Source organism: Pseudomonas sp. Irchel s3h17 (genome assembly GCF_900187505.1).
Taxonomy (GTDB): Bacteria; Pseudomonadota; Gammaproteobacteria; order Pseudomonadales; family Pseudomonadaceae; genus Aquipseudomonas.
Window position 1 is genome coordinate 153,958 of sequence record NZ_FYDL01000001.1, and the last position, 21,126, is coordinate 175,083.

Here is a 21,126-nt window from a genome sequence, read left to right on the forward strand (position 1 = left end):
AGTATTACGACTGCTACGCAGTCGAACGGGGGCAGCCCTAATGCCGGTCAGTTAAGAGAAATAAAGCCGAACACGAAACCCGTGGCGAGGGAGCTTGCTCCCGCTGGGGCGCAAAGCGGCCCTGTTTTTGGGCTGCTACGCAGCCCAGCGGGAGCAAGCTCCCTCGCCACGGACTCTATGTTCGGCTGGTCTTTGGCTTAACCGATCGGCATCAGGGCAAGCCCCCTCGCCACACAAAGCTCCATTCGCCACAGAAGTATGTGTCGCCTGTTTTCCGTCAATTCCGGGATTGAGATGAAACGCTACGAAAAATTCGCCGACGACATTGCCGAACTGATCCGCTCCGGGGTGCTCGGCCCCGGCCAGCGCGTGCCGTCGGTGCGCTACGCCAGCCAGACCTACGGGGTCAGCCCCTCCACGGTGTTCCAGGCCTATTACCTGCTGGAGCGTCGCGGGCTGATTCGCGCCCGGCCGCGTTCCGGTTACTTCGTCAACACTCACGCGCCAAGCCCGTTTTCGGAGCCGGTGATCAGCAGCCAGGTCAACGAATCCACCGAAGTTGACGTCAGCGAGCTGGTGTTCTCGGTGCTCGATTCGATCAAGGACCCGAACACCGTGCCCTTTGGCTCGGCCTTCCCCAGCCCGACCCTGTTTCCCTTGCAGCGGCTGTCACGCTCGCTGGCCAGCGCCAGTCGCGAGATGGACCCGCGCATGGTGGTCACCGACATGTCGCCGGGCAACCCGCAACTGCGTCGGCAAATCGCCCTGCGCTACATGGTCGGCGGCCTGATGCTGCCCATGGAAGAACTGCTGATTACCAACGGCGCCCTGGAAGCCCTGAACCTGTGCCTGCAGGCGGTGACCGAGCCCGGCGACCTGGTGGCCATCGAGGCCCCGGCGTTCTACGCCAGCCTGCAAGTGCTCGAGCGCCTGAAACTCAAAGCGGTGGAGATCCCCGTGCACCCCCGTGACGGCATCGACCTGGGCGTACTGGCACAAACCCTGGAGCGCCATCCGATCAAGGCCTGCTGGTGCATGACCAGTTTCCAGAACCCCATGGGCGCGACCATGCCCGAGGCCAAGAAACAGGAGCTGGTGGAACTGCTGCGCCGCCATCAAGTGCCGCTGATTGAAGATGATGTGTACGCCGAGCTCTACTACGGCCAGCAAGCCCCCAAGCCGGCCAAGGCGTTCGACTCCGAGGGACTGGTAATGCATTGCGGCTCGTTCGCCAAGAGCCTGGCCCCCGGCTACCGGATCGGCTGGGTCGCCGCCGGACGTTACGCGCAGAAAATCGAACGGCTGAAATTGATGACCTCGCTGTGCGCCTCGATGCCGGCCCAGGCGGCGATTGCCGACTACCTGCAACACGGCGGCTACGACCGCCACCTGCGCAAACTGCGCTATGCCCTGGAAGAACAGCAAAGCGCCATGCTCGCCGCCATTGCCCGCTACTTCCCGGCACAGACCCGCGTCAGCCAACCGGCCGGCGGCTACTTCCTGTGGCTGGAACTGCCGGCACAGATGGATTCGTTGAAGTTGTTCCAGATGGCGCTGGCACAGGGCATCAGCATCGCACCGGGGCCGATCTTTTCACCGACCCGGCGCTTCAGGAATTGCATCCGGTTGAATTACGGCAGCCCGTGGACTGAAGATTCCGAGAAGGCGATGGAGACATTGGGACGGATCGTACGATCGTTCTGAGGGTTCGATGTTGTCCAGGCTAGCGCTATCGATCCTCGCGTGTATACCACAGGCGCAGCAAATAGAGGGTGGAGCCCTGTATCTCGTAACGCATCTCGTAGTGGCCGATGATAATTCTGCGGACATCCCGTGGCTCAAACTCTTCAAGCCGTTCGCCAATGCGTGGATTAGCCAGCAACGTGGCTGGAGCAGCCGTGAGCTGTTGAACCGTATGCGCGGCAGCAGGTTGGTTCACCGCGGCCAGAAACTCGTACAGCCGGGCAATGTCGGAAAGCGCCTTGCTTGTCCACTTCAACTCCATCAGCGCGGCACTGGCAGCGGGGAGTCGGTACTGAGGCTATCGGCCCAGGCCTGGACAGCCTGGTGATCAATCACGCGGCCAGCGTCCACATCAGCCAAGGCCTCACGGGTCAGGCGACTGCGCTCTTCTTCCTGGTCTATCCAGGCGGACAGAGCCTGCTTGACTATCCAGTTCTTTGAGCGCTCCAGGCGCTCCGCGATCTCGTCAACCCTTTCGGCTAGATCGACAGGGACATGAGCCGTCACGGATCGGGTTTTGGCAGTAGTCGCCATGATCATTACTCCAATGCCGCGCAATCACGCATCACTATGATTAAAATCCAATCATAGTTAATAACTTCGAATCGTCAAGCCGTAGTATCAGGCTCGGAGTGGCAACAGACGCCATCAAAAAGGTCGGCGAGTCAGGACACTAGCGCCCACCCCCCAGGTCGACAAAGGTCCCGGTGGCATAGGACGCCTTGTCCGAGAGCAACCAGATAATCGCTTCGGCCACTTCATCCGGGCGACCGCCGCGCGCCATCGGAATCCCCGATTCCAGCTTGCTGACCCGATCCGGATCGCCGCTCAGGGCATGGAAGTCGGTGTAGATGTAGCCGGGGCGCACCGCGTTGACGCGGATGCCTTCGCCGGCGACTTCCTTGGACAGGCCGATGGTGAACGAATCCAGCGCGCCCTTGGAGGCCGCGTAGTCGACATACTCACCCGGAGAGCCGAGACGCGAAGCGACCGACGAGACGTTGACGATGCAGCCACCCTGCCCGCCGTGCCTGGGCGACATGCGCAACAGTGCGTGCTTGGCACAGAGGATCGGCGCCAGGACATTGGTTTTCATGACTTTCAGGATGCGGAACTCGGACATCTCCTCCACCCGAGCCTTCTGGCCGACGGTGCCGGCGTTGTTGACCAATGCGGTCACGCGGCCCAGTTCCTGGTCGACCCGTTGGAACAGGCTGATCACTTCATCTTCGATGCTGACGTCGGCGCGTACGGCGATGGCCTGGGCGCCAAGGTCGCGAACCTGCTCCAGTACTCGCTGTGCGGACTGCTCGTCGGACTGGTAGTTGATGCAGATGCGGTACCCTTGCCTGGCCGCCAGCAACGCCGTGGCGGCACCGATCCCCCGACTGCCACCGGTGATGACGATGACTTTGTCCATACTGATCTCTCCCCCTGGTCTGAGCTGAAGCCTTGCGTGCCAAGAATACCCGCCAGCGCCGGCTTTTGCATGTCCTGGGTCAGGCAAAGCCGGCATCCGACAGGCTTGCCGAGGGTGGAAAACCCACTGCTGCCTGCCCTGGCAAGCCAGCGCCCACCGGTCAGTCGATGTGGGTGGCGATCAGCCGGCAGCCCGTTGCTCGGCGCGGTGGATGTCGACCATGAAGCGCTCGGCCGGCAACGGATGGCCCAGCAGATAACCCTGCAGCGAATCGCAGCCCAACTGCGTGAGGAAGTCCTGTTGCACACCGGTTTCCACCCCTTCGGCGACAATGCGCAAGCCCAGCGCCTGCCCCAGGGCGACGATGGCAGACACGATGGCGGCGTCGTCACTGTCGTGCTCCAGATCACGGACAAAACCGCGGTCGATCTTCAGCTCGTTGGCCGGCAGGCGCTTGAGGTACATCAAGCTGGAATAGCCGGTGCCAAAGTCATCGATGGACAGGTCGACCCCCATGTCCGACAACTGCTGGAGCACCGTCATGCTGGCGTCCGCATCGCTCATGGCGGTGGTCTCGGTGATTTCCAGGGTCAGGCTGTTCGCCGGCAGGTCATGGGCCGCCAGGGCATTGGCCACGCTTTGCACCAGGCCTTCGTGACAGAACTGCAAGGCCGACAGGTTGACCGCGATGCGCCAGTTGGCATACCCCTGCAGGTGCCACAGACGCATCTGCCGGCAGGCTTCGTTGAGTACCCACTCACCCATCGGGATGATCAACCCGGTTTTTTCCGCCAGCCCGATGAAGCGGTCCGGCAACATCATGCCCTGGGTCGGGTGCTCCCAGCGCAACAGCGCTTCGGCGCCCACCGGCTGACCGTTGCTGGCGTCGAACTTGGGTTGGTAGTACAGGCGAAACTGCCGCTGCTCGAGCGCGTTGCGCAAATCCTGCAACAGCTGCAGCTGCCGGCGCGCATCGGTGTTCATCGACGCATCGAAGAACCGGTAGCCGTTCTTGCCGGTGCCCTTGGCGTGATACATCGCCGCATCGGCATTCATCAGCAACTCTTGCGGCGTTGTGCCGTTGCCGGGATAGATCGCGATACCGACGCTGGCGGAGATCTGCAGATCGTGCTCCCCGACCCGGAACGCACGCGAGATCAGCCCCACTTGCCGCGCGGCCAGGCGCAAGGCATCGTCCGCCTCGGCGAGCTGCACCAACAGCACGAACTCGTCCCCGCCGATGCGCGCCAGGGTGTCCTGGCTGCGCAAATCCTCACGCAGGCGCACGCCCACCTCACGCAGCAACTGGTCGCCCATATGGTGACCGAAGGCGTCGTTCACCGGCTTGAAGCCATCCAGGTCAATGAACATCAGCGCAAAGCAGCCGCCCTGCTCCTGCACCCGCTGCATGGCCAGGTCGATGCGGTCGGCCAGCAACACGCGGTTGGGCAACCCGGTGAGCGTGTCGTGCAACGCCAATTGGGTCAGTTCACGGTTGGCTTGGGTCAGGGAGTTGGCCAGCGCGGCAGTGCGCGCTTCAAGGCGCGCATCGAGGATGGAGGTCAGCAGTGCAATGCTCAGCACCGCCAGGGTGGTGACCAGTACCAGGTTGTCCAGGCCCTTGTCGCTCAAGCCATCGAGGGCGGCGCTGCAAAAGCTGCCGTCGGCGAATTGCGCGGCGGCCATCCCGGTGTAGTGCATGCCGACAATGGCAATGCCCATGATGATCGCCGCCCCGGCCCGGGCAAAGCGCACGTACGGGGTGTTCTGGCGCAACCGGAAGGCGATCCACAGTGCCGCGGCCGAGGCCCCGACGGCAATGGCCAGCGAGGCGCCGAACAGGGTCGGGTCATAATCGATGCCGGGCGTCATGCGCATGGCGGCCATGCCGGTGTAGTGCATCGCACTGATCCCGGCGCCCATGATCAAGGCGCCAAATGCCAGTTGCCAGGCCGGCAGGCGTGGCTGGTTGACCAGCCATAGGGCAAAGCCGCTGGACACCACCGCAATCAGCAGCGACAACGCGGTGATTGCGAAGTCATAGCCCAGGTTGATCGGCAAACTGAAGGCCAGCATGCCGATGAAGTGCATGGACCAGACCCCGATCCCCATGGCCAGGGCACCACCGGCGGTCCACAGGTGGACCGCCCGCCCCTTGGCCGTGGCGATACGCCCGGTCAGGTCCAGCGCGGTATAGGACGCAAGGATCGCTACGCAGAGCGAGATAAGAACCAGGGCGGGGGAATAGCTACCGATGAGCATCAGACTTCTCGACAAAGCCCTACCATGCTGCGTCCGTGCTCGTGGGGCGAAAGTGGGCGATTGTACTGATTCCGTCGCCGAACGCACCTACAAAGTAACCAAAAGGCCAGTAGTCGAATGGAAAGTCTGTAACAAGGCCAGACATGCCCTTACGGGGTGTAAGGGTGTGTGCCGGAAGGGGTCGACAGCGCGCTTTCATGTGGCGAGCGAGCTTGCTCGCGCTGGGCTGCACAGCAGCCCCAAAACCGCTAACCGAGGTCTTTCTGACAGACCACCATTGCCTTCACCCGGGGCCGCTGCGCAGCCCAGCGGGAGCAAGCTCCCTCGCCACAGGGGGCCGTACTGCGAAGCGAGGCTGTCGACTGCCATCACAAAACCCGGGGACCGGTGCGTGACGCAACTGTAATCCTGGCGCCACCTCGACGAAAGGCAACGGTTGATAGGCTTCAGGCTGTACTTACATGAGGGTTTAACCATGAAACCGATCAAGTTCCTGACCTTAACCGGCGCCCTGCTACTGTCTGCGGCAGCCATGGCAGAAAGTGGTGGCGATAAAGCCTTTGAAAAGATGATGCAGAACAACCGCGTTGCCATGGAAAACTATGCCGCGAAACAAGGCAAGAACCCGCCGCAAGTCCGCGAGTATGCCTATGGCATGCAACTGGATGTGGTGAACGTGGTGAGTGTCACGCCACCGATCAAGTCGTGCGGCGTCGTGCCGGCGCAGATGACCTATGAAGATTCCAGTGGTGAACTCAACACCCTGCGCTACAACGTAGCCGGGGAGTGTCGTACGCACGGAGGGTAATCCTGGCAGTCGCGTAAGGCTGTTCAGTAGGAGCGAGCCCGCTCGCGATGGACGTTAACGATTACGCGTATGTTCTGAGTAACTGCGTAGTTCTTGAGTTCATCGCGAGCGGGCTCGTGCCTACAGAGATCGGCGTTCACGGGTAGCGTTTCACCACAGATCAAAACAATCAAAAAAAGCGTCCCGAAGGACGCTAAAGATTCACCTCTTCCAAAGGAGCAAGGAGCTTCTGAAGGTGAATGGTCACACTGTAAAAACCTTGGCTTAGCCTTCCGACTTCGTGCCCTGCTTTTGCGGGTCTTGCGAACCGGCTTCAGCCGTCGACTGGACATCCGCGCTGTTGGCGCTGCCATGCACTTGCGCCTGGCTCAGTTTGAATTGCTTCAAGTATTCCTGAGAGCGTTCAGCGCCACCTTCGGCAAATACGCTGCTGCTGGTGATAGCCATTGCGGTTACAAACAGAACGTTCAGAAGTTTCATGGTGAGTTTCCTCTTACCTTCACGGGAAGACTTACGGACATGTTCGCCTGCAAGTCCTTGGGTTCCCGTGAATGATAAAAAAACCAAGCTAACAGGAGCATGTGCGCGGCATTACATTCTTGACATGTTCAGGTTTTAAACAGGTTTATTACAAAATTGTCATCGGGTACTCGACAATCAAGCGTACTTCGTCCAGGTCGGATTCGAAGTCCGTGGCGCGGGTGGTGGCCTGGCGCACCCGGAACGACATGTCCTTGAGCTTGCCGGCCTGGACCACGTATTTGGCTTCGATATCGCGCTCCCAGCGCTTCTGGTCGGTCAACGGATTGCCCGCGTCGTCACGGCGCACGTACACCGAGTTGGCGTTGCCATAGTCGGCGTCGCTGCCTCGGCCATAACGGGTCATGAAGGACAACCCGGGCACACCATAGGTGGTCATGTCCAGGTCATAGCGCACCATCCAGGAACGCTCCTTGGGCGCGTTGAAATCGCTGTACTGGATCGAGTTGTCGAGGTAGATCGAGTCCGACTGGCGCAGGTAATCGAAGTCGTCATTGCCGTTGTTGCGCTGGTGGGACAACGCCACGCTGTGGGCACCGAACGCGACGCCCGCCCTGGCGCTCCAGATGTTGTTGTCGAACGCCCCCAGCAACTGCTTGCCCTCGTCCACCGCCTTGTAATAGTTGAAGCCACCGAACAACGAGACCTCGTCGGACAGCGGATAACTCAGGGTCGTGCCCGCGTAGTACTGGTTCCAGGCGTCCTTGAGGCGGCTGGAGTACAGGCTGAAGCTGACATGGCTGTCGAGGTTGTAGTCGCCCCCGAAGTAGGCCATCCAGGGTGAGTCCACGGGGCCGGCGTAAAAGGTCTCGAAGTTGTCGCGCATGTTGCTCGACGTCGGCTGGCTCATGGCATGCAGGCGCCCGCCCTGCACGGTCAGGCCATCAATGCTGGTGTTGCTGGCGGTCACCCCGGTGAAGCTCTCCGGCAGCAACCGCGAGTCACCGGCTGCCACCACGGGGGTGGCGGGAAACACATCGCCGACCTTGACCACCGTGTCGAACGCCCGCACCTTGGCGGCGCCACCGACCTTGGTGTACTCGTCACTCGCCTCGCCTTCACTGTTCACCGGCAACACATCGAATGAACTGCGGCCGCCGTTGCGACCGTCGCCGGTGTCCAGTTTCAGCCCGATCATGGCAAAGGCATCGACCCCCACGCCCACGGTGCCCTGGGTGAATCCCGATTCGAAGTTACCGATGATGCCCTGGGCCCAGGCTTCGGAATATCCATTGCCGGTAGGACTGGACTGGCCCTTGCGGTTGTCACGGTTGAAGTAGTAGTTGCGGTTGAGCACCGTCAGGCTGCTGCCCTCGATAAAGCCTTCGGCCTTTTCCTCGGCCAGCGCCCACGATGGCGCGACACCGAGCAGGGCTGCCAGCGCCGCCACGGTGAAAGGTGTTGTGTTGTTCATCTGTTGCTCCTGAATGTTCGGCAGAACGGAAACCGTTCCCAGGCTTGGGTCTTGTTGTAGGCGGGGCCGGGTGCCCCGAAGCCGCCGAGGGGTATCGTGGCAAGCGCGAGATAACGTGAAGATGATTGGCCGATTACAATTTCGTCATCTGCCGGGCGCGGCGCCCGGGGCAATCCGCCGCAACGCCACAAGCTGTACATCCATACAGATAAAGATTGATCCATGCCGCCGTACCGCGCATGCTGTGCACCTTTCAAACCTGATGACTGATGGTGGTTATGCGGCTGTTTCTGTGTGAAAAACCTTCCCAGGCCAAAGACATTGCCGCCGTGCTGGGCGCCAACCGGCGTGGTGACGGTTGCTGGCTGGGAAGCGGGATCACGGTCACCTGGTGCATCGGCCACTTGCTCGAAACCGCCCCGCCGGACGCCTACGACGCACGCTATAAGCGCTGGGTACTGGAAGACCTGCCGATCGTTCCCGAGAAGTGGAAGATGCAGGTCAAGCCCAAGACCGCCAGCCAGTACAAGGCGGTCAAGCGGCTGCTGGGCGAAGCTCAGGAATTGGTGATCGCCACCGACGCCGACCGTGAAGGCGAGATGATCGCCCGTGAGCTGGTGGAGCATTGTCGTTATCGCGGGCCGATCCAGCGCCTCTGGCTGTCGGCGCTGGACGACGCTTCGATCCGCAAGGCCCTGGGCGCACTCAAGCCTGGCGCCGACACCTTCAGCCTGTATCACTCGGCGCTGGGTCGCTCGCGGGCGGACTGGCTGATCGGCATGAACATGAGCCGCCTGTTCACCCTGCTCGGGCGCCAGTCCGGCTACCAGGGCGTATTGCCGGTCGGCCGGGTGCAAACCCCGACCTTGCGCCTGGTGGTGGACCGCGACCGCAGCATTGCCGACTTCGTGCCGGTGCCGTACTGGGCGATTGACGTACAACTGCTGCACGCCGGTACGCCGTTCACCGCCCAGTGGCGTGCGCCCCCCCAGGTGTGCGATGAGCATGACCGCTGCCTGGACCCGGCGCAGGCCAGGGAAGCCGCCACCGCCATGGGCAACGCCGCCAGTGCGCGGCTGGTCAAGCTGCGCACCGAACGGGTCCGCGAAGTCGCCCCGCTGCCGTTCGACCTGGGCACCCTGCAGGAAATCTGCTCGAAGAAACTCGGCCTCGGCGCCCAGGAAACCCTCGACGTCGCCCAGGCGTTATACGAAACCTACAAAGTCATCACCTACCCGCGCAGTGACTGCGGCTACCTGCCGATCAGCCAGCACAGCGAAGCACCCGCCATTCTCGCGGCGCTCGGGCGTGCCGATCCCAGTCTTGGCGAACTGGCCCGGCACCTTGATCCACTGCGCCGCTCCCGGGCCTGGAACGACGCCAAGGTCAGCGCTCACCACGGCATCATCCCGACCACCGCGGCGCAAAACTTCGAACGCCTGACCGGCAAGCACCGGGCGGTCTACACCCTGATTCGTGCCCGGTACCTGGCGCAGTTCCTGCCCCACCACGAGTACGACCGCACCCAGGCCGACTTCGAGTGTGCCGGCCAGGCCCTGCGAGCGGTGGGTAAACAGGTGGTGGAAGCCGGCTGGAAACGCGCCCTGCCCGAAGCGTTGGCCCCGGCCAAGGGACGCGAAGCACCGGCACCGCAGAACCTGCCACCGCTGACCCAGGGCCAGGACTATCCGGTTGCCGGCGTCACGCTCAAGGACCTCTGGACCCAGCCACCCAAGCCGTTCACCGAGGGCGACCTGATCAAGGCCATGAAAAACGTCGCCCGGCTGGTGGAAGACCCGCTGCTCAAGCAGAAGCTCAAGGACACCACCGGCATCGGCACCGAAGCGACCCGCGCCGGAATCATCCAGGGCCTGCTGGATCGCGGCTACCTGGTCAAGCACGGCAAGGCCCTGGCCGCCACTCCCGCGGCCTTCAGCCTGATCGACGCCGTGCCCCGGGCCATCGCCGACCCCGGCACCACGGCCATCTGGGAACAGGCCCTGGACATGGTCCAGAGCGGTGAAATGAGCCTCGAGGAATTCGTCGCCAAGCAAGCCGCCTGGATGAGCAAGCAGGTCGGTCGCTGCGCCGGCCTGCGCCTGACCATCAGCGGCCCGGCCAGCCCCGCCGGCAAAGGCGCGGCCCCTTGGAAGAACAAGCGCAAGACCACCGGCAAGCGCAAAGCCGCACCGACCGCCAGACGCAAGGCCAAGCCTGCCCCGTAACGGCCATGCTCCGCTCGCACAGGGTTCGAGTGAACGCCTGTGCGAGCGCAACCGGCATCACGCCAGGCTTTTGCTGACCACTTCAAACACGTCGCTGGACAGCTCGCCCGAGGCGCGGATGCGCTCAAGTTCGCCCTTCATCAACGCCTGGCGAGCGCTGTCGTACTTGCGCCAGCGAGTCAAAGGCGCCAGTTGGCGCGACGCCATCTGCGGATTCAACGCGTTCAACTCAATGACCAGGTCCGCCAGGAAGCGATAACCCGAACCATCGGCCGCGTGGAAGTTGATCAGGTTCTGCCCGGCAAAGGCCCCCACCAGCGCCCGCACCTTGTTCGGGTTCTTGATGTTGAAGGCTGGATGCTCCATCAACTGGCGAACCCGCTGCAAGCCACCCGGCAAACCACTGCCGGCCTGGACGCTGAACCATTGGTCCATGACCAGCGGGTTGTCCTTGAAGTGCTCGGCAAAGCTCGCCAGCGCCTTGGCCTTCTCGGCTTCGAACGGCGAGTTCACCAGCACCGCCAGCGCCGTCAGGCGCTCGGTCATGTTGTCACAGGCATCGAACTGCTCGAGGGTTGCCGCCAGCACTTCAGGCTTGCCGCTGAGCATCAGGTACGACAAGGCGATGTTCTGCAGGCTGCGTCGGGCGAAGTGTTCGGCCTCGGCGACGTACGAGGTGTTCTTCGACGCTTCGCGGTTGGCCTGGTAACGCGCCAACAGGCCGTCGAACAGGCTGTCGGCCAACTGCTTGCGCGCGAATTCGCGTGCCGCGTGAATGGCATCGACGTCAGCCACTTCGCTGATTTCGGTCAGGTAGGCCTCGCTGGGCAGCGAGAGCATTTCGGCAACCATGGCCTGGTCCAGGGACTCGTCCGCCAGCACGCTGCGCAGCGCACTGATCAAGCGCGGGTCGAGCACCAATGGCTGGCCTGCCTGATGCTGGGCAATCAGCTCCTGCAAGACTTGCACCGACAGTTGCTGGCCCGCTTCCCAGCGGTTGAAGCCATCGCTGTCGTGCTGCATCAGGAACATCAGTTGATCGCGGTCGTACGGGAAGCTCAGTTTCACCGGCGCCGAGAAGCCACGCAGCAAGGACGGCAATGGTTGTTCGGCGATGTCGACGAAGGTGAAGGTTTGCTCGGCTGCGGTCACCGACAGCACGCGGGAGGTACCCGTGGCAGCGGCCTCGCCCGCCAGGCGCAGGGCAATCCCGGCCCCCTGGCGGTCCAGCAGGCCGAGTTCGACCGGGATCACGAATGGCAGCTTCTCGACCTTGTCCGGTGTCGCCGGGTAGCTTTGACGGAAGGTCAGGCTGTAGGTGTTCGCGGCGGCATCAAAGGACTCACTGACCGCCAGGCGCGGTGTCCCTGCCTGGCTGTACCAGCGCTTGAACTGGGTCAGGTCAACGCCGTTGGCGTCTTCCATGGCCTTGATGAAATCATCGCAGGTCACGGCCTGGCCATCGTGGCGCTCGAAATACAGGTCGCTGCCTTGGCGAAAACCCTCGGCGCCAAGCAAGGTGCGGATCATCCGCACCACTTCCGAGCCCTTCTCGTACACGGTCAGGGTGTAGAAGTTGGAGATCTCGATGAAGCTGTCCGGGCGCACGGCGTGGGCCATGGGGCCGGCGTCTTCGGCGAACTGATGAGTGCGCAGGTACGCCACGTCTTCGATCCGCTTGACGGTGCGCGAGTGCATGTCGGCGGAGAACTCGGCATCGCGGAACACCGTGAACCCTTCCTTGAGCGACAGCTGGAACCAGTCGCGGCAGGTGACGCGGTTGCCCGACCAGTTGTGGAAGTATTCGTGGGCCACCACCGCCTCGACCCGCTGGTGCGCGGCATCGGTGGCGGTTTCGGCGCGGGCCAGCACGCAGCTGGAATTGAAGATGTTGAGGCCCTTGTTCTCCATCGCCCCCATGTTGAAGTCGTTGACCGCGACGATCATGAAGATGTCCAGGTCGTATTCGCGACCATAGACGTCTTCGTCCCAGCGCATGGACTTCTTCAGGCTGTTCATGGCGTGCTGGCACTTGTCGATGTTTTCCGGCTCGACATAAATGCGCAGCGCCACTGTGCGCTGGGTCATGGTGGTGAAGGTGTCTTCGACGCACCACAGGTCACCGGCCACCAGCGCGAACAGGTACGCCGGCTTCATGAACGGATCTTCCCAGGTGGCCCAGTGCCGACCGTCTTCGCCAGGACCGCTGGCAATCGGATTGCCGTTGGACAGGAGCACCGGGTAACGGTGCTGCTCGGCGACCACGGTGGTGGTGAACTTGCTCATCACGTCCGGGCGGTCGAGGTAATAGGTGATCTTGCGGAAACCCTCGGCCTCGCACTGGGTGCAGAACATGCCGCTGGACTTGTACAGGCCTTCCAGTGCGGTGTTGGTTTCCGGGTGGATCCTGACACTGGTGTCGACCGTGAAGGTAGCGCTGGTCGGGTGCAGGGTCAGGTGGCTTTCCGTCAATTGATAGTCACCGGACGCAAGCTCGGCATCGCCCAGGGCAACCGACAGCAGCTCAAGCTGCTGGCCGTCGAGCACCAGCGGCGGCAAGCCCGCACCACGAGCGGGGTTGCGGCGCATGACCAGTTGCGCATGGACCAGGCTGTGGTCCTCGAACAACTCGAAGGTCAGGTGCGTCTCGTCGATCAGGTACTCGGGCGCCTGATAGTCCTTCAGGTAAATCATCTTCGGTTGTTCGGTGCGCATGCTGGAATCCTTTTACTTGGGCACGCCTAGTGATGGACGGCGAGCTGATAAGCCGTGTATTTACGAATATTGATAACGCCGGTGTCGAAGATCAGGTACTGGCCCTTGATCCCCATCAGCGTCCCTTCGGCAATCGGGTTCTTGTCCAGATTGAAGCTGACGATCTTGGCCGGGTACTGCTCGACCGGGTAACGGATTTCAAGCGGCTCGATATCGCTCACCGGTTGAATCGCTTGCAGGCCGAAGCGCTCCTGCAGGCCCAGCAGGCCCTCGGCACAGCTGGCGAACAGTTGGTCGCGTACCTGCTTGAGGTCAACCGCTGCCGCATCGCCCTTGAGCAAGGCACGCCAGTTGGTCTTGTCGGCCACCTGCGTGCGCAGCAGGTCTTCGACCAGGCCCGACTGCTGGCGGGTCGACACCCGCATGATCGGCAACGCCTGGCTCGCACCCTGGTCGAGCCAGCGGGTCGGCAGCTGGGTGGCGCGCGTGATCCCGACCTTGACCCCCGACGAGTTGGCCAGGTACACCACGTGGTCGGTCATGCAGAACTGCTCACCCCAGGAGGGCTCGCGGCAGGTGCCGGCGTCGTAGTGGCAGCGCTCCGGGCTCATGATGCAGATATCGCACTGGGCCAGCTTGGTCATGCAGGGGTAGCAGTAGCCCTGGCTGAAACTGGTCTTGGTTTTACGCCCACAATGGATGCAATGGATTGCCCCCAGGTATTCCAGGCGAACCGTGCTGCCAATCATCGGATTGACCGGCACCTCGGTATCGCCCAGGCGAAAAGCGTATTGCACCGTCGAGGCGTCAAGGCGCACCGACATCTTGCTGATTGCACCGCGGCCAATCTCGATCAATGGATGGCATCCGACTTGAACAGGATATTCGGCACTTCGATGGACTTGGAGCTGCATTCCTGCGGGCCCATGTAGCCGGTGTGCTGGTCTTCGGGCAGATTCTGCATTTCCCAGGCAATCATCGCCTGCAGCGACAGTTCACGCTGTTCGGCGGTCAGCTTGCCACCGTCGGACCACTTGCCGATCTCCACCGCCAGCTTGAGGCTCTGGTAGATCTCGGGGGTGATGTTGCCGATCATTTCGTTAAAAGAGGACATCAAGGTCTCCGTGCTCTTTATTGACATAACAATTTAGAGGGCGAGTTTACGGCGACTGTACAAGCCACCCAACAAACCGGTGAGGCATCCGACGAGTAACCCGCCGACATGCGCCGCATTGGCAATTTCGCCGAAACCGATCATCGAGATCAGCCCCGACATACACAGGGCCAGCCATACCAGCATCATCACCAACACCCCGCGAGGCAGGCGATAAGCCGGGTTCGGCGACAGCAACTGGTAGATCCAGCAATGCCCGAGCAAGCCGTAGAGCACCCCGGACAGCCCGCCGAACAGGCCTGGACCGCCATAAAGGTACTGGCCGTAGTTCGACACCAGGCTGAACAGCAGCGTCAGCCCCAGCAGGTTGATACCGCCCTGGCGCGACTCGATGCGCCGCCCCAGTTCCCAGTACCACATGCCGTTCATGGCCAGGTGCAGGAAGCCGAAGTGAATCAGCATGGGCGTGAACAGACGCCACCACTGCCCCGCCGCCAGGCTGTCGGCCAGCGGCGTGAAGTGGATGTACTCGCCCGCCACGCGGAACTCGAGGAAGGTGAACCAGTGCAGGGTATCGAGGTTGTCGCCCAGCAGCGTCACGACGCCCACCAGCGCACTCAACAGCAGGACCAGCGCGGTCATCGGGCTGTGGCGCAATTGCTCGACGAACCCCGGGCGCTGGACCTTCGCCTGCGCCGGAATGTCCAGTTGCTGATCGGGGTCGCCCGCCGGAAAACGTTCGTACAAGGAACGTACGTCCTCGCTGATGGCGTCCGACACCCAGAGCACCTGCTCCCCACCCTCCTCACTGACCCGGTGAGGGACCTGCATGCGTTGCAGCAACTTCACAAAACCACTCAGGTCCACCGCCAGCGGCAGACGTAAAACAGCAACAGCAGTCATTGCATGGCCTCCGGCCGTTCGACATCGACCCAGACGAACTTGCCCGGGTCGAGACGTGTTTCCTGATCCAGTCGATAGGCAACCAGTTTGCCGTAGAGCACTGCGCTATAGTCCAGGCAGGCCAGGTTCTGACGAATCGGCGCCGGCTTGCCGCTGCGCCAGTAGTGCCCGACAAACAACAGCGGCTCGTCGATGCCGTAGCGCAGCAAGGTGTCCTTTTCCACGGCCGACAATGGCGTCTGCGCCACCGGCTCGGGCAAGGCATCGGGCTGGAACACGATATCGCCGTAGGTCTGCGGGTTGTCTTCCCAGAATTTGGTGCGGAAGAACGAGCGTATCAGGCCGTCGCCGCTGGTCATGGTCAGGCCATGGGGCAGGCGCATGTCGGTGCCCCGCAGCAAACGGTCGAAGGCCATGCAGGCGAAGCTGCCGGAAATCGCCGCGGCCTGGACGAAGTGCTCGTCGACGCAGCCATCGGCATGCTGCTTGCGCAGCAGGTCGATCAAGGCGCCATCCCAGCAGGCGTGAACCACCCGGAAACGGCCGGCGTCGACAAACAGCGGCATGTCATAGAACCATTGCAGGAAGTCGTGCCAGTCCGCCGGATGATGGGCGAACTGGCTCAGGGTTTCGTCGATCAGTCGGGCATGCCGCGGGGTGTGTTCACGCACGTACTGCTTGCCGCAACCAGCCGGTGCCGGGGTGCTCCAGCCCAGTGCGTTGAACTCGTGGTTGCCCATGATGCACAGCGCCTGGCCGGCCTCGACCATGTCGTGAACGATGTGCAACGCTTCGCGGATGCGCGGGCCACGGTCGATGATGTCACCGAGGAACACCGCCATGCGTGACGGGTGGCGCCAGACGCCCCCCAGCCTGTGGTACCCGAGTCGGTCCAGCAGATGCTCAAGGGTATGAGCGCAACCGTGCACGTCACCGATCAGGTCGTAGCTACGCGCGGGATCGAGCATCAGTCGCCTCCACCACCCAGACGGCTGCCCCAGCCAAGCTTGGTCCGGCAGACCTCGTAGTAGTTGTGATCCAGAGGGTGAATCAGACGCAGCTTCTGCGCCTTCTTGCTCACGGTGATGGTGTCACCGGGGGCGCAGGTGAAGTGGTTCTGCCCGTCACACGAAACTTGCGGGTAAATCTGCATATCCTTGGACACGACGATTTTCAGCTCGCTGTTGCCATCGACCACAATCGGCCTTCCGGACAAGGTATGGGGGTACATCGGCACAATCACAATGGCATCGAGCTTGGGATGCATGATCGGCCCGCCCGCCGACAACGCGTAGGCCGTCGAGCCGGTGGGTGTGGCGACGATCAGGCCGTCGGCCTTCTGGCTGCAGACGAACTGGCCATCGATGTACAGTTCGAACTCGATCATCCGCGTGGATTTGCCGGGGTGCAGCACCACGTCATTCAGCGCATCGCCCTGGCCGATGGCCTCGGCGTGACGGCGAACCTCGGCCTGCAACAGGAAGCGGTTTTCCACCAGGTAATGGCCGTCGAGCACTTCGGCGACCTTGGTTTCCAGCTCGTCGGGACGGATATCGGTGAGAAAGCCCAGGTTGCCGCGGTTGATCCCCAGCACCGGAATATTGTGCCGGGCCAATGCGCGGGCGGCCCCCAGCAGGCTGCCATCGCCGCCCACGACGATGACCATGTCGCAGACTTCGCCGAGCATCTTGCGCGACGAGGTTTGCAGGCCGTGGCCAGGCAGGACTTCGGCAATGGTGTCTTCGAGAATCACGTGCAAGTGCCGGTCAAGCAGGAATCTTTTCAGTCGGCGAACGGTATCCAGCACCTGCGAACTGCCCAGGCGACCGATGATGCCGATATTGCGAAATTGCTCCATGGGGCTCCTGCGAGGGTCTGCGACGGCGAAAAGCACGATTATGGGCGAAACCGGGCCGTAGACAAAATCCTTTCAGCCACGGGGACTCCCCTATTTGAGTCTATGCTCGCAAGATGATCCTATTTCCCGATTTGCTCCAGTTGCCCCACCAATTGCACCACCCGCAAGTGCGCGATCTGGCGTGGGTGATCCTCGCACCGCCCATGCTCAGTGCGACGCCATGGCCGCAACGTCATCCGCTGGCCGGCAGCGACTGGGTGCGCGCCCCGCAACGGCTGGAGCATTGGCTGCATCAGCTCGACCAGGACAGCCACGCACTGCAGTATTGGCTGGCCCAGGCCCGCACCCGGCGACTGGGGCTGTACTACGAACGCCTATGGCAGTTTGCCGTGGGGCATGCCCCCGGGATCGAACTGCTGGCGGCCAACCTGCCGATCCGCCGTGAAGGGCATACATTGGGCGAGCTGGACATGCTGCTGCGCGACGGCGACGGCGTGCATCACCTGGAACTGGCGATCAAGCTCTACCTCGGCCCCCAGGACGGCAACGGCCATGACCCCGCGCTCTGGCTAGGCCCCGGATGCCATGACCGGCTGGATCGCAAGTTGGAACACCTGAGCCAGCATCAGCTCCCCATCTCCGCCCGCCCCGAAAGCCGCGACGCCCTGGCCGCGCTGGACATCCATCACGTCAGTGCACAGCTGTGGCTGGGAGGGTATCTGCTGTATCCGTGGCCGGGACAGTGCGAACCACCGCGCGGCGCCCATCCGCAACACCTGCGCGGCAGCTGGCTGCACCAGAAGGACTGGCTGGGGTTTGTCGCCCAGCGCCCCGTCGGCCGTTGGCAGCACCTGCCCCGCCATGCCTGGCTGGCACCGGCGCACTACCCGGCCGACCAGACCTGGAGCGATGCCCAGCTGCAGGCGTGGTTCAACACCCTGGAACCACTGGCCCCGGCACAGCTGATGGTGCGCTTGACCGAAAACAGCCACGGCGACTGGGAGGAAGCCGAGCGCTTGTTTGTGGTGTCCGATTTGTGGCCGAACGTACCGGGACAGGCTTGATGCCCGGATTGCCGGTCTACAGCGACAACCGCAGGGCCAGTGCCGCCAGGGTCACCAGCAACACCGGCAACGTCAGCACGATCCCGACCTTGAAGTAGTAACCCCAGCCAATCCGGATACCCTTGCGCTGCAGCACATGCAACCAGAGCAAGGTCGCCAGGCTGCCGATCGGGGTGATCTTCGGCCCCAGGTCGCTGCCAATCACGTTGGCGTAAATCATTGCCTCCTTCACCACCCCGGTGGCCTGGCTGGCATCGATCGACAACGCGCCGATCAGCACCGTGGGCAAGTTGTTCATGATCGATGACAGCAACGCGGTCAACAGCCCGGTGCCCATGGCCGCGCCCCAGACGCCGTATTGGCCGAATGCATCGAGCCAGCCGGCCAGTTGCGCGGTCAGCCCGGCGTTACGCAACCCATAGACCACCAGGTACATGCCCAGGGAGAAGATCACGATGTGCCACGGCGCTTCCTTGATCACCTTGCGCGTGGAGATCCTGTGCCCACGGCCGGCGATCGCCAGCAGCAACGCGGCACACAGCGCCGAGATCGCGCTGATGGGAATCCCCAGCGGCTCCAGGGCAAAGCACCCCAGCAGCAGAATCGCCAACACCCCCCAACCGGCAAAGAACGTGGCCTTGTCGTGGATCGCGGTCTTCGGCTCGTCCAGCTGGTGCGGGTCGTAACGGGCCGGAATGTCGCGCCGGAAGAACCACAGCAACACCGCCAGGGTCGCCGCGACCGCCACCAGGTTGACCGGCACCATCACCGCCGCATAACGGTTGAAACCGATGTGAAAGAAGTCGGCGGAGACAATGTTCACCAGGTTCGACACCACCAGCGGCAGGCTCGCGGTGTCGGCAATAAACCCGGCGCCCATGACGAACGCCAGGGTGGCCACCGGGGAAAACCGCAGGGCCAGCAGCATCGACATCACGATCGGCGTGAGGATCAACGCCGCACCATCATTGGCGAACAGCGCCGAGACCAGCGCCCCGAGCAACACCATGTAAGCGAACAGCTTGCGCCCGCTGCCACGCCCCCAGCGCGCCACATGCAAGGCCGCCCAGGCAAAGAGCCCGGCTTCATCGAGCAGCAGGCTGATGATGATCAGCGCGACAAAGGTGCCAGTGGCGTTCCAGATGATTTCCCACACCAGCGGGATATCACTGACATGGACCACCCCGCTGAGCAGCGCCAGCACCGCGCCGAAGACGGCGCTCCAGCCGACACCCAGGCCTTTGGGTTGCCAGATCACCAGGGTAATGGTCAGCAGGAAAATCAATGATGCGATCAGCATGCGCAACAGCCTTCAACACGGGGAGACAGGAATAATGAGGGGGATCAGCAGCAGCGCACCGGACGGCCCGCCATCGCCTGCAGGCGCGCGATGTCGGCGGCGAGCCAATGTGCGTGGGCTGCCAGGGCACCTTGCAGGAGTGTGGTGACCCAGGGCGCCAGTTGTGGATGCACGCGGTAATACACCCACTGCCCCTGACGGCGGTCGGCAAGCAAACCGCTGCTGCGCAATTGCGCCAGGTGACGGGAAATTTTCGGCTGGCTCAGGTCCAGGGCCGCCGTCAGCTCACAGACGCACAGTTCACCCTCGGCGCAGATCAGCAAGGCGATACGCGCGCGGGTGTCATCGGCCAAGGCCTTGAACACGTCGACGGGATTGGCGGTTTCGGACATGGGCTATCAACGCCTGGACATAGGAGGCGCAAATATATGGAATTTCGAATATAAGGTAAAGCGTCCGTTGCAGCGACCGCTGCATAATGCTGTTCAGTTAAAGACAGGGTTGCTAAACACATCCCCCGTGGCGAGGGAGCTTGCTCCCGCTGGGTTGCGCAGCAGCCCCAAAAACTATCGCCAAGTTCTTTCTGAAAGACCGCAATAGCTTTGTTGGGGGCGCTTCGCGCCCCAGCGGGAGCAAGCTCCCTCGCCACGGGTTTATCACTCGCTTCAAAGGTTTCTTGACTGAACAGCATGACTACCAGGGTCAGGCCTTTTTATGCTGCTCGACCCACTCGCCGTAGGCATTGATGAAACTCTGCAAGAACGGCTGCAGTTTCTCCGACAGCTTGCCCGACTCGTCGAAGGCCGAACCGGCATTGCTCAGGTAGGCCTCCGGCTGCTGCATGCATGGCACGTTGAGAAACACCATGGACTGGCGCAGATGGTGATTGGCACCGAAACCGCCGATGGCACCGGGCGATGCACTGATCACCGCACCCGGTTTGCCGCCCCAAGCGCTCTTGCCGTAAGGCCTGGAACCGACGTCGATGGCATTCTTCAGCGGTGCCGGCACCGAGCGGTTGTACTCCGGGGTGACAAACAATACTGCATCGCAAGCACTGACTTGATCGCGGAAAGTACTGTAGGCTGCCGGCGGTGTAACGTCGATGTCTTCGTTGTAGAGCGGCAGGTCGCCAATCTCGACGATTTTCATGTGAAGGTTTGCCGGCGCCAGTTCGATCAGCGCCTGGGCAACCTTGCGGTTGATCGACTGTTTTCTCAAGCTGCCCACCAGGACAGCAACCGTATAGACCTTGCTCATGGGAGACTCCCGACTATCTCGCTAAAGGAGCCTGTAGTTATAGATGATCCAGCCGCCCTGCAACGACTCCAGATCATGGAATCAGGGCAAAACATTATTTTTTTCCCACGGGAAAACTTACACCGCTTATCGACGGTCTATAGAGCCGCAAATTGAGTGACTTATCTCCAGAGGTTCTAAGCAGATGGCAGCAGTACTCGTCGGACAATTCCATGCAAGAGACGCGCAAGGCCGTGTCTATTCCGTGCATGAGTTCCAGGAATCCACCCCGTCGGCAGAGGGCATCGAAGGCGCTGCGCCCGTGACCACTTACAAGCTGGCCATTGGCGACCGGGTCAACAAGCTCGATGACAATGAATTCCTGCTGGTGCAGTCCAATGTCACCCTCATCCGTGAACCTGAGCCCCGCGTTGCGTCATAACCCGCCTTTATCCGCTGAAGTCACAGGCACGGACTTGGGTTAGGATTCAGCCAATGAATCCTTCACCTGCTGAACATGG

Annotated in this window: 20 protein-coding genes; 5 read left to right on the forward strand and 15 right to left on the reverse strand. The window is 62.2% G+C overall.

Annotated elements, in window-relative coordinates:
• Window positions 1-294: 294 nt before the first annotated feature.
• Window positions 295-1,704 carry a GntR family transcriptional regulator MpaR gene (mapR, locus tag CKW25_RS00665; RefSeq protein WP_095077107.1) on the forward strand — a complete coding sequence of 470 codons (1,410 nt, stop codon included), beginning with the start codon at window positions 295-297 and terminating at the stop codon, window positions 1,702-1,704.
• A 25-nt stretch (window positions 1,705-1,729) separates the two neighbouring features.
• Here the strand turns inward: mapR and CKW25_RS00670 are convergent, their stop codons facing one another.
• From CKW25_RS00670 to CKW25_RS00685, 4 genes are all read right to left on the reverse strand, one after another.
• The gene (locus CKW25_RS00670) at window positions 1,730-2,005 is read right to left on the reverse strand and encodes a type II toxin-antitoxin system RelE/ParE family toxin (RefSeq protein WP_095077108.1); all 276 of its coding nucleotides are present in this window, start codon (window positions 2,003-2,005) and stop codon (window positions 1,730-1,732) included.
• Window positions 2,005-2,277 carry a CopG family ribbon-helix-helix protein gene (locus CKW25_RS00675; protein WP_095077109.1) on the reverse strand — a complete coding sequence of 91 codons (273 nt, stop codon included), beginning with the start codon at window positions 2,275-2,277 and terminating at the stop codon, window positions 2,005-2,007. The genes CKW25_RS00670 and CKW25_RS00675 overlap by 1 nt, the downstream gene beginning before the upstream one ends.
• A 139-nt stretch (window positions 2,278-2,416) precedes the next feature.
• Window positions 2,417-3,163: an SDR family oxidoreductase gene (locus tag CKW25_RS00680; protein ID WP_095077110.1), complete on the reverse strand. Its 747-nt coding sequence runs from the start codon at window positions 3,161-3,163 to the stop codon at window positions 2,417-2,419.
• Between the two features lie 180 nt (window positions 3,164-3,343).
• Window positions 3,344-5,425, reverse strand: a complete 2,082-nt coding sequence (locus CKW25_RS00685) for a bifunctional diguanylate cyclase/phosphodiesterase (protein ID WP_095077111.1) — start codon at window positions 5,423-5,425, stop codon at window positions 3,344-3,346.
• 475 nt (window positions 5,426-5,900) lie between these two features.
• On the opposite strand from CKW25_RS00685, the gene CKW25_RS00690 reads away from it, so the two are divergent.
• The gene (locus CKW25_RS00690; protein ID WP_095077112.1) at window positions 5,901-6,233 is read left to right on the forward strand and encodes a DUF2790 domain-containing protein; all 333 of its coding nucleotides are present in this window, start codon (window positions 5,901-5,903) and stop codon (window positions 6,231-6,233) included.
• A gap of 264 nt (window positions 6,234-6,497) precedes the next feature.
• Here CKW25_RS00690 and CKW25_RS00695 read toward each other — a convergent pair whose 3' ends face one another.
• Both CKW25_RS00695 and CKW25_RS00700 read right to left on the reverse strand, forming a co-directional pair.
• Window positions 6,498-6,713, reverse strand: a complete 216-nt coding sequence (locus CKW25_RS00695; protein WP_095077113.1) for a hypothetical protein — start codon at window positions 6,711-6,713, stop codon at window positions 6,498-6,500.
• A 148-nt stretch (window positions 6,714-6,861) separates the two neighbouring features.
• Entirely contained in the window at window positions 6,862-8,187 is a 1,326-nt protein-coding gene (locus CKW25_RS00700) for an OprD family porin (RefSeq protein ID WP_095077114.1), read from the reverse strand.
• A 278-nt stretch (window positions 8,188-8,465) separates the two neighbouring features.
• On the opposite strand from CKW25_RS00700, the gene CKW25_RS00705 reads away from it, so the two are divergent.
• On the forward strand, window positions 8,466-10,412 hold the full coding sequence (locus tag CKW25_RS00705) for a DNA topoisomerase III (protein ID WP_095077115.1): 1,947 nt from the start codon (window positions 8,466-8,468) through the stop codon (window positions 10,410-10,412).
• Window positions 10,413-10,469: 57 nt separating this feature from the next.
• Here CKW25_RS00705 and pepN read toward each other — a convergent pair whose 3' ends face one another.
• Genes pepN through CKW25_RS00735 form a run of 6 tightly spaced genes read right to left on the reverse strand, consistent with a single transcriptional unit; the run spans window position 10,470 to window position 17,002 of the window.
• A complete protein-coding gene (gene pepN, locus CKW25_RS00710; RefSeq protein ID WP_095077116.1) occupies window positions 10,470-13,127 on the reverse strand; it encodes an aminopeptidase N in 2,658 nt (885 codons plus the stop codon).
• Window positions 13,128-13,153: 26 nt separating this feature from the next.
• A complete protein-coding gene (locus CKW25_RS00715; protein WP_095077117.1) occupies window positions 13,154-13,984 on the reverse strand; it encodes a DUF2797 domain-containing protein in 831 nt (276 codons plus the stop codon).
• A complete protein-coding gene (locus tag CKW25_RS00720) occupies window positions 13,981-14,241 on the reverse strand; it encodes a YeaC family protein (RefSeq protein WP_095077118.1) in 261 nt (86 codons plus the stop codon). Before CKW25_RS00720 ends, CKW25_RS00715 begins: the two co-directional genes overlap by 4 nt.
• A gap of 33 nt (window positions 14,242-14,274) precedes the next feature.
• Complete coding sequence (locus tag CKW25_RS00725) at window positions 14,275-15,144, reverse strand: rhomboid family intramembrane serine protease (RefSeq protein ID WP_095077119.1); 870 nt, start codon at window positions 15,142-15,144, stop codon at window positions 14,275-14,277.
• The gene (locus CKW25_RS00730) at window positions 15,141-16,112 is read right to left on the reverse strand and encodes a metallophosphoesterase (RefSeq protein ID WP_095077120.1); all 972 of its coding nucleotides are present in this window, start codon (window positions 16,110-16,112) and stop codon (window positions 15,141-15,143) included. The genes CKW25_RS00725 and CKW25_RS00730 overlap by 4 nt, the downstream gene beginning before the upstream one ends.
• Window positions 16,112-17,002 (reverse strand): NAD(+) kinase, encoded by an 891-nt coding sequence (locus CKW25_RS00735; RefSeq protein WP_095077121.1) that lies wholly within the window; start codon window positions 17,000-17,002, stop codon window positions 16,112-16,114. The genes CKW25_RS00730 and CKW25_RS00735 overlap by 1 nt, the downstream gene beginning before the upstream one ends.
• 113 nt (window positions 17,003-17,115) lie before the next feature.
• On the opposite strand from CKW25_RS00735, the gene CKW25_RS00740 reads away from it, so the two are divergent.
• Window positions 17,116-18,066 carry a DUF1853 family protein gene (locus CKW25_RS00740; protein ID WP_095077122.1) on the forward strand — a complete coding sequence of 317 codons (951 nt, stop codon included), beginning with the start codon at window positions 17,116-17,118 and terminating at the stop codon, window positions 18,064-18,066.
• A gap of 16 nt (window positions 18,067-18,082) precedes the next feature.
• On the opposite strand, the gene CKW25_RS00745 is transcribed toward CKW25_RS00740, so the two are convergent.
• The 3 genes from CKW25_RS00745 to CKW25_RS00760 all read right to left on the reverse strand — a co-directional run bounded on the left by CKW25_RS00745 (window position 18,083) and on the right by CKW25_RS00760 (window position 20,626).
• The gene (locus CKW25_RS00745; RefSeq protein ID WP_095077123.1) at window positions 18,083-19,366 is read right to left on the reverse strand and encodes an arsenic transporter; all 1,284 of its coding nucleotides are present in this window, start codon (window positions 19,364-19,366) and stop codon (window positions 18,083-18,085) included.
• Between the two features lie 44 nt (window positions 19,367-19,410).
• A complete protein-coding gene (locus tag CKW25_RS00750) occupies window positions 19,411-19,758 on the reverse strand; it encodes a metalloregulator ArsR/SmtB family transcription factor (RefSeq protein ID WP_095077124.1) in 348 nt (115 codons plus the stop codon).
• A gap of 310 nt (window positions 19,759-20,068) precedes the next feature.
• Entirely contained in the window at window positions 20,069-20,626 is a 558-nt protein-coding gene (locus CKW25_RS00760) for an NADPH-dependent FMN reductase (protein ID WP_095077126.1), read from the reverse strand.
• A gap of 184 nt (window positions 20,627-20,810) precedes the next feature.
• Between CKW25_RS00760 and CKW25_RS00765 the strand changes: the two genes are divergently transcribed.
• Window positions 20,811-21,047: a hypothetical protein gene (locus CKW25_RS00765; RefSeq protein WP_095077127.1), complete on the forward strand. Its 237-nt coding sequence runs from the start codon at window positions 20,811-20,813 to the stop codon at window positions 21,045-21,047.
• The last annotated feature ends 79 nt before the right edge of the window (window positions 21,048-21,126 follow it).